Genomic DNA, 14,195 nt, shown 5'->3' with positions numbered 1-14,195 from the left:
TTTTATAAGTTTTTTATTGCCCCAGAGCTTCTCTTGCTGAAGCCTCTGTATAATTAGTTCCATTAGCTGCATTATATGCTGCAACAGCATCTGCAAAACTTCCAAATCCAGCTCCAGCTGCAGCAGCTTCTAAATCTACTGAGACACCTGCAGCACCTGCAGCTGCAATAGTTTCTGCTACTTCATTAAGACTAGCACCTAAGCCAGTTGCAATTGAAGAAGCATCAAATGAGTCAACTGCACCAGACTGAAGTAAATTAATAATATCAACCTCATCTTGGTATGCCGAAGCATATTCTTCAACTGACCAATCAGCATTGTAAGTTGCATTAGCTAACGCAGTTAAATCAGCATAATTTTTAATATCTAAATTCATATATTCACCTAAGAACTGTGCATAATTATCAAGCCCATAGGAAAAACTAAAAGTGGATGTATCAATTGAACTTTGTATATCTTTAACACTATCATTTAATTCTTTGGCCATATCTAAATTAAGTAAATCTTTATAATGATCTATAGACAATTGAGCTTTAATCGACTCAATATCTTCTTCAGATAAATCAATCATAATTCCTTTAGAGGTATCATCAATTTTTTCTGGGATAGGAGTTTTCCAAGCATTAGCCCAATCTTTTCTTACCCAACGCTTCATACTATCTACAGATTCCATTTGAAAGTTAATTGATGCAAGATCTAAGGAGTTTTCTCTAAATTCATCTAAAATTTTATTTATGGGAATATTATTATTTTCTAAATTAAGAATATCTAATTGAATTTTATTTGATTTTTTTGCTTTAACTAATTTTGTTGTATTTGAAGCTTCTCCCAACAATTTAAGTTCATTTTCTTCAAAATTTGAAAAGTCTGCATTCGCTAGATCTATTTTAAATCTCTTTTTAACATCCTTATTTTTTATTACAGCTAATAGGAAGTCTGCTAAATTATAAGCACTTAATAAAGCACTGGTGTTTGATAATTCAATTTCTTGAATAGTGCCTAGAAATTTGTCTAATCGATTATAATTATCGTATTTATCTATTTTTTTTATTTCTCTATCAACTTTTTTATATAATTTTGAATATTCCTTTTTAAATTTTTTCTCACTAATTCTTTGTTCATTTTTATCTTTAACTAAATTCTTAACAATGCTTAATTTTTTTGCTAATTGTAAATGTGTTTTAAGTAGCTTTTTTTCTTCACTACTAAGCTCTAAAATTTCTTTTTCACCTAGAGAAAATAGTTGTGATAACGTGTAGTATGTATTGAGTACTTCCTGAACATCATCTTCTAAAGTAAATCCCAATGCATTTCTCATAGCCTTTCTTGCTTTATTAAGACCATAAATTTTTTTAATATTAGTTTTAGTCCAACCAATATTTGGGTATTTTTCTTTAAACGCAATAATATCTTTTTTGTGATCTTTAAGTTGTTGCATATAAAAAAATTCAAAATAGCCCATACCTAGCATTAAATTTTCAGGAAATTTGTCTAGCATCCCTTTTTGTTGAACAAAAATTAATCCTATTTTCCCTTGTGAATATTTAGACATTTGCACAAACTGATTATCTCTTGGTTTGAACATGCCTGATGGTGCAGTATCTATTTCATTGAAAGTTCCAAATGCTTCTACGTCTTTTAAAAATATTCCATTTTTAATCTCAACTTCACTTCGCTCTTCAGCAAAAATTGAATTAAAAAGAAAGAAACTAAAAAGTATAATTCCAAGAATCTTTCTCATTACAAAACATATTCTCATTGTGTCATGTGTGTGTCAAGAAATGTTGAGAAGTAAAATAAGGTACACAGAACAGGAATCCTGGCCACTGACCTCAGGCTTATGAGTCCTGCGCTCTAACCGACTGAGCTACCCCGCCACTTAATTATTGATGATTTATAATAGATTTTTATTTTAGTGCAATCAAGTATTTGAAAGAGTTGTTTACTTTAAGAAAGTGATCAAAGTTCCTAATAAAGAAAGTCCCAATATACTAAGGCTATAAAAAATGATTTTTTGTTTTATTTCATTTTTTTGATTTATTTTTACTCTGTTAAGTAGTTTGTTGATATCAACAATTTGTTTTTCACCTATGTGCTGTACTTTAGATAATTTGTTTGTATTTATATTTTGATCAATTGATTTATTATTATGAAAATACATTTTTTGCATGACATTATTTAATCACCAATTATTTAACTCAGCAACTAAAATTATAAAGATCTAGCATGTTTATTTTTTAAGGGGGTAATCTCTACCACTGCTTGGAGTTTTTGCTTAGCAACCTCAATATATAGATCCATTTTTGAAAGCTCTTCATTTGAATGTGTTGAACTTATATACCCAAAAGACAGGTTTTTTTTATAATTAAAGGAATAACTCCCAGAAGTTGTTCTTCCAATAATTTTATCCTCAAGATAAATTGGCTCTTCATGTAATAATAGAGGCGTGCCTGGCTTACTATCTTTAAGTGACAGCATAATAAACCTTCTGTTTTGTTTTTTATCTTTTATTTTTAATAAGCTTTCTTTGCCAATAAAATTGGTTTCTTTTTTATAACTAATTGCAAAATTTAATCCTGCCTCGTATTGATTTTCTTCAGGTGAAATATCGTGACCCCAATGTAAAAATCCACTTTCCATTCGCATTATATCCATTGCATGCGACCCACAATGAGATAAATTATGATTTTTTCCCTCTTCAACAATTAATTGGTAAACTTTTTTGGCATCTTTATTTTCTATATAAAGTTCAAATCCTAATTCACCCACATAAGATAATCTTTGAGCCCAAATTTTTTTTGGACCAAGACTTATAAATTTACCATAACCAAATTTGAATGTTTCATTGCTAAAATCATCATTTGATATTTTTGAAATTAAATTTCTACTTTTTGGTCCAAAAATTCCTAAACAAACAAGATCATCTGTAATATCTTTAAGCTCTAAATTAGGTGACAAATTTTTTATAATATGTGCTTTATCATGAGTTCTTGTTGCAGCTGAACTTATTATTCTAAAATGATTTTTATCAATACAAATAACCGTTAAGTCTGTTTCAATTCCTCCTGCCTCATTCAGCATTTGTGTATATGTTGATCTGCCTATTTCATTTTTAATATTAGCTGTACATATTCTTTGTAATTCACTGTGTGCTTGTTTTCCTTTTATTTCATATTTTGAAAAGGGAGACAATTCATACAAGCCAACGTTCGTAATTGTATTTTTTGTTTCAAATTCAACTGAAGGATACCAGTTCTGATAACCAAAGCTGTATTTGTATTCTGCTTTTTCATTATTTAGCCCGTACCACATAGGTCTCTCGTATTCACCCGATACACCAAAACACGCACCTTCTTTTTTTAATTCTTCATGATAGGGTAATAATCTTTGATTTCTTGAAGTGTTGTGCTGCTTATAAGGCCAGTGCATTCCATATAAATCTCCAAGTGTTTCTGTTACCCTTTCCATAATAAATTTTTTAGATGAATGAAATTTTTGAAATCTTTTAATATCAAGTGAAAATAAATCTTCATTCATATAACCATTAATCATCCATTCAGCAGTGACTCTGCCAGCTCCTCCTGAGCTCGCTATGCCGATACTGTTAAATCCACAACACGTAAAAAGATTATTAACCTCTGGAGTTTCTCCTAAAAGATATTGCGTATCAGGTGTAAAAGATTCAGGCCCTGAAAAAAATTTTCTAATTCCAGCAGTTTCTAACATGGGTAATCTTTGAAATGATTTTTCTAAATAAGGTTCAAAGTGATCAAAATCATCAGGAAACTCCCCAAATGAAAAATCATTTGGAACAATTCCTTTATCTTTAAATGCATTTTTTGCACCTGGCTCAAAAATACCTACAAGCATTTTTCCAGCATCTTCTTTTAGATAAAGGCAATCATTATAATCTCTTAAGACTGGAAGATCTTTTGGAAGATCTTTCATCGGTTCTGTAATTATATAAAAATGCTCATTTGGGTACAAAGGCACACTAACACCAATATCTTCTCCAATTTGTCTCGACCACATCCCAGTTGCAATTACAACATATTCACAATCAATTTTGCCAAATTTAGTTTGAACACCAAAAATTTTTTTGTCTTTAACTAATATTTTTTCAACAGGAGTTTTTTCAAATATCTGAACCCCTTCCATCTTTGCAGCTTTAGCTAGTACATTGGTAACCCCTATAGGATCTGCCTGACCATCTTCAGGCATATAAACTCCACCTAAAATATCATCATCATTTATAACAGGATAGAGTTCTTTTATTCTTTGTTTGTTAACGTTCTCAACATTGACATCAAATAATTGTGCAGCTGTTGCTTGTCTTAATAGTTCTTGTAATCTTTCAGGTGTGCTTGCAACTGTGATTGCTCCATTTTGTTTTAATCCAGTTGATAATCCGGTTGTCTTTTCTAATTCTTTATAAAGATTTAGGGAATATTTTCTAAGACGTGTAATGGTGGATGATGCACCTAATTGACCAACAAGACCTGCTGCATGCCAAGTAGTTCCTGATGTAAGTTGGTCTCTTTCTAGTAATATAGTGTCTTTCCAACCATACTTTGCAAGATGATAAGCAACTGAACAACCTGCAATACCCCCTCCAATTACAACAACTTTTGCATTGGTTGGAAGTTTTTTATTCACAAATAATCTTAGCTTGTTATTGCTTTTTCTGGTGCAACAAATTCATGACCAAATACATCTGCAACAGCTTTATAAGTTACCATTCCTTTATGCACATTTAATCCAGCTAAAAAGTTTTTATCTTCACCTAAAGCTTTTTCGTAACCTTTATTTGCAAGTTTAACTAAATATGGAAGTGTTGCTTTGTTCAATGCGATAGTTGAAGTTCTTGGAACTCCACCTGGCATATTTGCTACACAGTAGTGAATAACATTATCAATAATATAAGTTGGATCACCATGAGTTGTTGGTTTACTTGTCTCAACACAACCTCCTTGGTCGATTGCAACATCAACAATTACAGATCCTCTTTTCATTAATTTTAACATTGGTTTAGTAATTAATTTCGGAGCTTCAGCACCTGGAATTAAAACACCTCCAATTAAAAGATCAGCTTCAGCAACTAATTTATTTAAATCAATCTTATCACTTTGTTCTGGTATAATTTTATCACCAAACATTTCAACCAATTGTTTTAATCTTGCTTCAGACTTATCTACGATGTGAACTTTAGCACCCATTCCAGTTGCAATCACTGCAGCGTTTTCTCCAACCACTCCACCACCTAAAATAACAACAGTTCCTCCTTCAACTCCAGGAGCTCCACCCAATAAAAGACCTCTGCCACTTTGATTTTTTTCTAAACAATGCGCACCAGCTTGAACAGACATACGGCCAGCAACTGCACTCATAGGTGCAAGTAATGGTAATCTTCCATTGTCATCAGTAACTGTTTCATAAGCTATGCAAACACCTTTTGATTTAATTAGTCCTTCGGTTAATTCTTTAGCTGCAGCTAAGTGTAGATAAGTGTAGACGATCTGATTTTCTCTAATCATCTTAACCTCACCTGATTGAGGCTCTTTTACTTTAACAATAATATCTGCATCGTTGAAAATATCTTCGGCTTTATCAATGATTTTAGCACCAACGCTTATGTATTGTTCGTTTTCAAAACCAGCTTCAAACCCACCATTGTTTTCAACTAAAACATCATGACCTTCTGATATTAAAGTCTTAACGCTTTCAGGTGTTAATCCAATACGATGTTCTTGTGGTTTAATTTCTTTAGGTACGCCAATTTTCATAACACTCTCTTCCTTTTTAATACTTTAATTTTGTAAAGTTTTTAGTTTTTTTGATTTTTTTGATAGTTGGTAATACCAGTTCTTAACTTTTCAATAATCTCATCAATGTGTTTTTCTTCACAAATGAATTGAGGAGCTATAATTAAACAATCTCCTGTAGCTTTAAAGTTAACACCAGCTTCATAACATGCTTTAAAACATTCAAATCCAGCTTTACCTGGTTTAGTGTTTAGCTTCATGTCTATTCCACCCATCATCCCATATCCTCTAATATTATCCACAAACTCTAGATCTTTAAGAGAAAACAATCCTTTTTGGAAATAAGGAGCTAAATTTTTTGCTCTATTAAAAATATCGTCTTTTTCAAAAATTTCTTGCACCGCAAGAGCAGCTGCTACTGCAACTGGAATTCCTGAATAAGTATAGCCATGAAATAATTCAACTGCACCTGTAGGTGAGGCATCCATTACTGCATCATAAATATAATCATTACATGCAACAACACCCATAGGTACAACACCGTTTGTTGTGGCTTTAGCCATTGTCATAATGTCTGGTGTTACTCCAAATTCATCTGCACCAAATTTAGAACCTGTTCTGCCCCATCCTGTAATTACTTCATCAAAAATTAAAAGTATTCCATGTTTGTCACAGATTTCTCTTAGTTTTTGCAAATATCCTTTTGGTGGAACCAATGTTCCAGTTGATCCTGCAATAGGCTCAACTATACAGGCAGCTATATTTTCACCACCAAAGTTTTGACAAATAGTTTCTAAGTCATTTGCTAAATAGTCTCCAGTTTCTGGTTGACCACTTACAAATTTGTGTTCTGGTAAATGTGTATGTCTAATGTGTTGGACACCTGGCATTAAAACGCTTGCAAACGTTTTAATATTGTTCACCATTCCACCAACTGAAATACAGCCAATGTTCATTCCATGATAACCACGTTCACGTCCAACAAATCTAAATCTTTCTGCGTGCCCTTTTGCTCTATGATAAGCAACAGCAATTTTAATTGCAGTTTCTACAGCTGTAGATCCACAAATTGTAAAAAACATTTTGTTTAAATCACCTGGCGTGTGTTTTGAAATTTTTGTAGCAAGCTCAAAAGAGCCACCAAAACCTTGTTGAAATGGCTGTGCATAATCTAAAGTTTCTAATTGTTTTGTAACTGCTTCTGTAATTTCTCTTCTTCCATGACCTAGTGGATTACAAAATAAACCTGAACTCGCATCTATTTGTGTTTTTCCATGGTGAGTTTTTAAATAAACACCTTTAGCTTCTGTTATAAGTCTAGGGTTTGCCTTAAAATCTTTATTAGATGTGAACGGCATCCAATGTTCATTTAATGAATTAGGTACTGCAGTTCTATTTTCTGAGCTCATAAATTTTCTTTAATTTAGTTATTTTTTGATTAATAGACTAAATAGTTCCATATAACAAATTGATTTTACTATGAAGAACACATGTTTAGCAACACATTTAAAGACCTAGACCTTTTTCACAAAACTAATAGCAGCACCAATGGTCGTCAAAAATCCAGCTAACGGCAAGATTGCAACTGCATATTTCTTTGGCATATAATTCTCTTTGAACTCAATACCTTGGAAGCTAATTTCAAAATACCACATTTCCCAATATTTTCCACGCATACCCTCTACAAGTTCAAACCCATAAATTATCAGAACTATACCAATTGCCATAATCATAAGTTTCCAAAACTGGCGTATATATAGTGACAGTTTATTTGGTAATTTTTCATAAATTAAATTTAAAGCTATGTGTTCATTATCTCTGGCTGTCAGAGAAAGTGCTATAAACATCAACCAAATATTACTTAATACTGTTAGCAGATCACCCCAAACAGGAGGGTTGTTAAAAACATATCGCATGGTAACATTATAAAGTGTGAAACCAACCATCGCAGCCAAAAGGAGTGAGCACATAGCTTCTAATGTACGATGGATAAAACGGTCAATGTTGTTAAAAAATTTTAACATATCGCTAATTACCTAATAGGTTTGGAAGAAACATGGTCAATTCTGGAATAATGAGGATAAAGAATAAAAGTAAAAACAGTCCAACTAGATAAGGAATTAACGCAACAGCCACCTTTTCTAGACGCACTTGTGCTATTGTTGCAGCAGTAAAGAACGCAACACCAACAGGTGGTGTGACCGATCCTATTAAGAAGCCAACTATTACAACGATAGCCGCTTGTATCTCAGGAAAGCCAGCTTGAGCCATAACATTAACTAGTACTGGGCCAACTATGATAATGTTTACTGCAGAGTCCATTACCGTTCCAAGAAGAAAAATGAATAGGATAACAGCTAAAATAAAAATAATTGGGGATCCCGTAAGGCTTAGAAGCCAGTTTTCAAGTTCACCGATTGCACCTAGAGAGGTAAGTAACCAACTAAAGGGTCCCGATGCAGCTATGATAATAAAAACCATTGCCGAATTACGGAATGCCCGACGAAAAGCACCAGTGCAATCTTTCCATTTAATAGTTCGATAAACAAATACACCTGTAAATAATGCAACCATTGCTGTGATAGCGCCAGCCTCAACAACCGATGCCACACCACCCATTACTGAACCTACTAAAACTACAGGTATGAGAAGAGCGAACGAGGATCGATATAATTCTTTACCAGCTCGACGTATCGAAAATGGTTTATCACTGCGCTCGAAGTTATATTTGATTGCGAAGTAATGATTAATTATCATGATCACAACGCCTATCAACACGCCTGGAATAATCCCAGCTGCAAATAGTGATGCAATCGAAAGCTCAGTCGAGTTAGCAAGTACAATCATCATGATACTAGGTGGAATTATGCCTCCTATGGTGGAGCTTACGCCTGTAACCGCAGCCGAAAACGCAGGAGGATAGCCAGCTTTTTTCATAGCTGGTAATACTAATGCTCCAACTGTAGCTGTATCTGCTACGACAGAACCATTCATACCTGCAAAAAACATACTCACAAGAACATTAACTTGGGCCAACCCCCCTCGTACACGTCCAATTAATGATTTGCTCAAAGCTACTAACCTGTCAGTAATCGTGGCACTTGTCATTAACTCACCCGTCAACATAAAGAACGCAATTGCAGTTAATGGAACTGAATCAATAGCATTAAACATTTGACTAGGAATTAAAATAAGGGGTACAGCGTCAGTAAATAGAATATAAACAAATGGTATCAGTATTAATATGAAGCCAATGGGAGCACCTAATAGGATTAGAAAAAGGAGTATTCCAAGTAGAATGATACTTTCCATAGTTACTTATTTGTTATGAATTGTTTTAGGTAAAGATCATCTAGTTCTAAAAATTTAGCTAAATGATCTTTACACAGTTTTTCGTTGAACGATTTAAAGAGCCCCAGCTTTCTCTAACTGAGCTACAAATCCATCCATTCCTTGTTCTAGAAGTACTCTTTTAGCTACCTCTGGTTCAAAAGTGCCCTTGGCTTTTACCCAAGCACCGATTGCACCTGCTCTCCATTTAGACATTTCCGCATCAGATGGAACATACCATTCTTTCACAGATGCTTTAATCGCATCTTCACCATTTTTAATCCAAGCGTTATCTAACTGGTTTACTTTTTCTCCATACGCATCAGCAGCTTTGTGTAACCATTTCTTCTCTTGAGAAGATAGAGCATTATACTGCTTTGCATCCATTGCTAGAATATTTCCAGACCACATGCCGCCAATCTCAGTGAAGTATTTTGCAACTTCATGAAGTTTTGCTACATGTTGCCAAGGACTAGCAACATACTGACCTTCAACTACACCCGACTGAAGGCCTGAGTATAACTGGCTCCAATCATAAGGTGTTGGAGTTGCACCCCAATTTTTAACTAGCATGAACTCAATTGGACTCTTAGTAGTTCGCCACTTTAGACCTTTCATATCATTAGGAACGTGAACTGGTTTAGTTGCATTTCCAAGCTGTCTGAATCCACCGCTTGAATATACAGAAAGGCAAATGTGGCCTGAATTTTCAAGCGCTAGTTTGCACTGTCTTTCTGCAAGCCATTCATTTGATATTCTTTTTGCATCTTCAAGTGACTTGAAAATGAAAGGCAAATCAAAAATTGCTAACTCTGATCCGAAATTACCATAGTTTGCTGTAGAACTAGTCCAAAGAGATATAAGCCCTTGATTGGCTTGTTCACCGCATTTCTGTTCAGCACATAAACTTTTTTGATAAAATGGTTCGATTTTCATCTTGCCACCAGAGGCTTTTGCCAAGGCTGGCATCAATGCTTGATCTATAGCATCACCGATTGGCATACCCAATCTACCAGTAGTCCCAAGCTTAAGAGTTGTCTCAGCAAAGGCTGCTTGAGCAAACAAAGCAATTGCAAACCCTCTGAGAAGTGTCTTGTAAATTTTTTTAATAAACATGTAGCAAATCTCCTTATAATTAATTAAACATATCCCAAATAACCTATTGTATAGCAATATATATTACTAGAATTATTTAAAACCCATTCTGATTAAAGAATATATTACAACTTATAATTGAAACTTTTAATTATTGGCCATGTAAATATGTAATATATTTTGTTTTACATCACGCTCAAATTGAATTTAAATATCAATAATTTAATTAAATTAATAACAGAGGGAATAATAATGAAAAAAATAATTAGTTTTATTCTTGGTACAGTAGTTGCTCTTAACTTATCTATATCAGTTGCAAATGCAGCTGCTAAAGAAGTTAGAGTTGCATTCTTTTTAGAGTGGCCTACTCCAAACCAAGAAGACAAAGTTAAAAAAATGTTTGATAAAGCACTAGGTGTTCCAGTTAAATGGACTAACTTTTCAAATGGTGGTGCAATGACTGACGCTATGTTAGCTGGAGATATTGATATCTCTTACTCACAAGGTTTAGTACCATTTATTAATGCTGTTAAATCTAAAGCACCTTTGAAACTTGTAGACGTTGCTATGGAATACGGAATGGGTGGTACAACTTGTGTTACATCTAAAGCTTCTGGTATTACATCAGCGAACGGTTCTGAGTTAGAAGGCAAAAAAGTTGCAGTTCCTCTAGGAACTATGGCTGAGTATGTTTTTGATGAAAGTATGAAAGTTGTTGGTGCTGATAAAAGCAAAATGACTGTTATTCAAATGGACCCTGAAGAAGGTGCTGCTGCACTAGTTTCTGGTGACGTTTCAATGGCTTGTTTATTTGGAGGTAACTCTATTAAAGCAGCTTTAACTGTTGGTACAAGATTGTTAACAGTTCAAGCAGCTCGTGATGCAGGTATCAAAGGTATCGATATTACATCTGTTACTGATAAATTTATGAAAGAAAACCCAGGAATGTTGAGAACTTTCATAGAAGTAACTCATGAAGCTAATGCTAGATACGCAGCTGGCAAAAGTGATATGAATGTAATTGCAAAAGATGCTGAGATGAAACTTGGAGATATGAAAGAAACTTTAGGTGGATTTGTATTCTTGAATGCTGCAGATACTAAAAAATCTATGGAATCAGGTGGAACTCTTGATGGTTTCTTAAAAGGAATGGGTACTCCTAACGGAGCAGTAGATACAAGCTTTTTACCTCTATAATTTAGAGAGTAAGATAAAATTAAATAGGCGCCAATTTATTAAATTGGTGCCTATTTTTTTAAATAAAATTTAATATAAATTTATTTCTATGAGTGATTTAATTTCTCAAAATCTAAACATGATCTTTAAAACTCCAAAGGGAGAAACTGTTCATGCATTAAAAGATGTAAATTTCACACTTAAAAAAGGAGAACTTTTAACTGTTCTTGGTCCTTCTGGATGTGGAAAAACAACTTTATTGAATATCACTGCAGGGTTTCTTAGACCAACTTCAGGAGTAATTACTCTTAACGGAAATGAAATTAATGGTCCAGGGGTTGAAAGAGGAATGGTTTTTCAACAAGGTGCTTTATTTGAATGGTTAACAGTTGCTGAAAATGTGGACTTTGGCTTGAGAATGAAAAAAGAAGATCCAATTAAAACAGCAAAAAAAGTTGATGAATGGTTAAATATAGTTGGTTTACAAGGCTTTGGAGATACGCCGACTTATCAATTGTCTGGAGGTATGCAGCAAAGGGTTGCTCTTGCAAGATGTTTAATTAATGATCCAGATTTAATTTTAATGGATGAACCTTTAGGAGCATTAGATGCATTAACAAGAGAAAAGATGCAGTCATTAGTTTTAAAAATTTGGAAAGAAACTGGAAAAACAATTATTTTAATTACTCACTCAGTTGAAGAAGCTTTGTTACTTGGTGAAAGATTATATGTAATGGCACCAAGACCAGGCCGAATACATAAAGAGTATAACCTACCCTTTGCTTCAATGGGGATAGATGGTGATTTAAGAGAAATTAAAAAAACAAAAGATTTTGGAAGTAAAAGAGAAGAAATTCTAACCATGATTTGGAATATGGAAGAAGAAATAATGGGTAAAGATATTTAATATGATTACAGGGATTATAACATTTTTAATTATCTTTGCTGTTATAGGTTCTATTCTTTATGGAATAAAATTAGCTAAGACTGAAAAAATAGATGCTGTTTTTGGGAACCCTGAAAGAGCCAAAGGTGGAGCTCACTGGATTATTGTTGGAAGTAGTTTTTTATTAATAGCATGGCTTTATTATTCATGGGATTTAGCAAAGTCTTTTTATCCTCAGTCTGCTAATGAACTTTGCCAAGTTGCAAAGGTAAACGACTCAATGCTTTCATTAAAGTATTTGTTTCCAATAAATGAAAGGGAATTTAAAAGTACTTCAATTATTAAGGCTGAAAATATTAATATTGAAAAATTAACTAATGAAATTAGAAATTCATCAGTAATAAAAAATCAAGATAAAGATAAACTTTTAAGTTTTATTCAAAAAACTAAAAGAACAATTCCATTGTTAACTAATGAGGACCTTCTTGAAAATGAAACAAAAATTAAGATCAGTGAATTAACTAATAGAATAGCTTGGTTAACAGAGGATTTTCAAAAGATAAGTTATCCACCAATAAAAAGTCTTGAAGAAGAAAATGCGAGAATTGAAGCTTTAAAAAACCAAGGTGGATGGGGATCTTCAGGAACAGCTGTAGAAAATACTATAGAAATTCCAACTATTCCTGAAACTAAAAAAGGATTAAAGTTTGATGCTGCAGCAAAAGAATTAACTTTAATTAGTGATGATTTTTTCAAATTAAGAAATCATAATTCGCAATACAAATCTTTGATGAAAGAAATCAAAGATGGAATAAAAAAATATAGATCAGAGCTAGATGATACACAAGAGGTGGCATCAATATTAGCTAAAGATGTACTTAAAATTGCAAGAAGAATTGAGTACGCAAGTATATTTCCTCCAAAAACTCTTGATACTATGCAGCAAGCAATTTTAGAATTTGATGTTATTCAAAAAAAAGAACAAGGAAGTCTAAGATTAATTGATATATTTCTATTTCCAACTGGAACAATAATTTCAAGTGGTCCTAATTGTTCAGAGCAAGGTTCTGGCAGATGGCTGCCTAAACCATCAGATACTTTAAAAAAATTTACACTTTTATTAAAACCAAGTGTTGGATTTAAAAATATTCCGCTGATTTGGTATGAAATGATGGATGTTAGTAAAGTTGTTGGCTTTATTTTACCTGATTGGATAGCAGATATTGTCCCTGGTAAATACCCAGTTCATAGTGTTGATGGAACTGTTAAACCAAATTTTAAAAGTAAAGTTTTAAATGTTGTTACTGGTGAATTTAAATTATTCAAAATACCAGTACCTATGGGTCACATATGGGATTCTTTCCTAAGGGTATTCTTAGGCCTAGTGCTTGGAATAATATTTGGTGTACCGCTTGGTTTATTGATGGGTTTAAATAGATTTGCTAAAGGGTTTTTTGATCCATTAATTGAACTTTATAGACCAGTTCCACCACTTGCTTGGGCTCCCTTAGTTATTACTGTATTTGGAATTGATAATGTTGGAAAAGTATTCTTATTATTTATGGTTTCTTTTTCAATCATGATTATCTCAGCTAGAGCTGGTGCTTCTGGAACTCAATTATCTAAAATTCACGCTTCTCACTCTCTTGGCGCATCAAAGTGGCAAATATTAAGATACGTAATTTTTCCAAACTCATTACCTGAAATCTTAACAGGTGTTAGGGTTGCAGTTGGGATGTGTTGGGGGACTTTGGTTGCGGCTGAATTTTTAGCTGGAACGACAGGTATTGGATTTGTTGAAAATGTTGCTAAAAAATATTTTCAATATGAGGTCATTTGGATAACTATTTTTGTAATGGGCATGCTTGGTCTTTTATTTGATATTGCTTTAAGAAAGATAATTACCAAAACAATTCCTTGGCATGGTAAAGGTTAACCAATCATTT

Annotated in this window: 11 protein-coding genes; 3 read left to right on the top strand and 8 right to left on the bottom strand. The window is 33.2% G+C overall.

The window, feature by feature from the left end; translation table 11 throughout:
* Positions 1–13 precede the first annotated feature (13 nt).
* The 8 genes from ABXT61_RS02115 to ABXT61_RS02080 all read right to left on the bottom strand — a co-directional run bounded on the left by ABXT61_RS02115 (position 14) and on the right by ABXT61_RS02080 (position 10,208).
* Positions 14–1,741 (bottom strand): hypothetical protein, encoded by a 1,728-nt coding sequence (locus ABXT61_RS02115; protein WP_415315656.1) that lies wholly within the window; start codon positions 1,739–1,741, stop codon positions 14–16.
* Between the two features lie 201 nt (positions 1,742–1,942).
* On the bottom strand, positions 1,943–2,170 hold the full coding sequence (locus ABXT61_RS02110; protein WP_415315655.1) for a hypothetical protein: 228 nt from the start codon (positions 2,168–2,170) through the stop codon (positions 1,943–1,945).
* A gap of 41 nt (positions 2,171–2,211) precedes the next feature.
* A complete protein-coding gene (locus ABXT61_RS02105) occupies positions 2,212–4,656 on the bottom strand; it encodes a GcvT family protein (protein ID WP_415315654.1) in 2,445 nt (814 codons plus the stop codon).
* An 8-nt stretch (positions 4,657–4,664) separates the two neighbouring features.
* Positions 4,665–5,783 (bottom strand): alanine dehydrogenase, encoded by a 1,119-nt coding sequence (gene ald, locus ABXT61_RS02100; protein ID WP_415315653.1) that lies wholly within the window; start codon positions 5,781–5,783, stop codon positions 4,665–4,667.
* A gap of 41 nt (positions 5,784–5,824) precedes the next feature.
* The gene (locus tag ABXT61_RS02095) at positions 5,825–7,171 is read right to left on the bottom strand and encodes an aspartate aminotransferase family protein (protein WP_415315652.1); all 1,347 of its coding nucleotides are present in this window, start codon (positions 7,169–7,171) and stop codon (positions 5,825–5,827) included.
* A 105-nt stretch (positions 7,172–7,276) separates the two neighbouring features.
* On the bottom strand, positions 7,277–7,786 hold the full coding sequence (locus ABXT61_RS02090) for a TRAP transporter small permease (protein ID WP_415315651.1): 510 nt from the start codon (positions 7,784–7,786) through the stop codon (positions 7,277–7,279).
* Between the two features lie 4 nt (positions 7,787–7,790).
* On the bottom strand, positions 7,791–9,074 hold the full coding sequence (locus ABXT61_RS02085; protein WP_415315650.1) for a TRAP transporter large permease: 1,284 nt from the start codon (positions 9,072–9,074) through the stop codon (positions 7,791–7,793).
* Between the two features lie 93 nt (positions 9,075–9,167).
* Positions 9,168–10,208, bottom strand: a complete 1,041-nt coding sequence (locus tag ABXT61_RS02080) for a TRAP transporter substrate-binding protein (protein WP_271525485.1) — start codon at positions 10,206–10,208, stop codon at positions 9,168–9,170.
* A 231-nt stretch (positions 10,209–10,439) separates the two neighbouring features.
* Here ABXT61_RS02080 and ABXT61_RS02075 point away from each other — a divergent pair, with 231 nt between their 5' ends.
* The 3 genes from ABXT61_RS02075 (at position 10,440) to ABXT61_RS02065 (ending at position 14,185) form a co-directional block, all read left to right on the top strand.
* The gene (locus ABXT61_RS02075; RefSeq protein ID WP_168606438.1) at positions 10,440–11,384 is read left to right on the top strand and encodes an ABC transporter substrate-binding protein; all 945 of its coding nucleotides are present in this window, start codon (positions 10,440–10,442) and stop codon (positions 11,382–11,384) included.
* 88 nt (positions 11,385–11,472) lie between these two features.
* A complete protein-coding gene (locus ABXT61_RS02070) occupies positions 11,473–12,270 on the top strand; it encodes an ABC transporter ATP-binding protein (RefSeq protein WP_271525487.1) in 798 nt (265 codons plus the stop codon).
* A 1-nt stretch (position 12,271) separates the two neighbouring features.
* Positions 12,272–14,185, top strand: a complete 1,914-nt coding sequence (locus ABXT61_RS02065; RefSeq protein ID WP_271525488.1) for an ABC transporter permease subunit — start codon at positions 12,272–12,274, stop codon at positions 14,183–14,185.
* Positions 14,186–14,195: the final 10 nt, after the last annotated feature.

Source organism: Candidatus Pelagibacter sp. Uisw_137, assembly GCF_047720245.1.
Taxonomy (GTDB): Bacteria; Pseudomonadota; Alphaproteobacteria; order Pelagibacterales; family Pelagibacteraceae; genus Pelagibacter.
This window is presented reverse-complemented; position numbering and strand designations above follow the sequence as displayed.

Coding starts and splice junctions, on each gene's coding strand:
- ABXT61_RS02115 (WP_415315656.1), bottom strand. CDS start 1,741: ATGAGAAAGATTCTTGGAATTATACTTTTTAGTTTCTTTCTTTTTAAT.
- ABXT61_RS02110 (WP_415315655.1), bottom strand. CDS start 2,170: ATGCAAAAAATGTATTTTCATAATAATAAATCAATTGATCAAAATATA.
- ald (WP_415315653.1), bottom strand. CDS start 5,783: ATGAAAATTGGCGTACCTAAAGAAATTAAACCACAAGAACATCGTATT.
- ABXT61_RS02095 (WP_415315652.1), bottom strand. CDS start 7,171: ATGAGCTCAGAAAATAGAACTGCAGTACCTAATTCATTAAATGAACAT.
- ABXT61_RS02090 (WP_415315651.1), bottom strand. CDS start 7,786: ATGTTAAAATTTTTTAACAACATTGACCGTTTTATCCATCGTACATTA.
- ABXT61_RS02085 (WP_415315650.1), bottom strand. CDS start 9,074: ATGGAAAGTATCATTCTACTTGGAATACTCCTTTTTCTAATCCTATTA.
- ABXT61_RS02080 (WP_271525485.1), bottom strand. CDS start 10,208: ATGTTTATTAAAAAAATTTACAAGACACTTCTCAGAGGGTTTGCAATT.
- ABXT61_RS02075 (WP_168606438.1), top strand. CDS start 10,440: ATGAAAAAAATAATTAGTTTTATTCTTGGTACAGTAGTTGCTCTTAAC.
- ABXT61_RS02070 (WP_271525487.1), top strand. CDS start 11,473: ATGAGTGATTTAATTTCTCAAAATCTAAACATGATCTTTAAAACTCCA.
- ABXT61_RS02065 (WP_271525488.1), top strand. CDS start 12,272: ATGATTACAGGGATTATAACATTTTTAATTATCTTTGCTGTTATAGGT.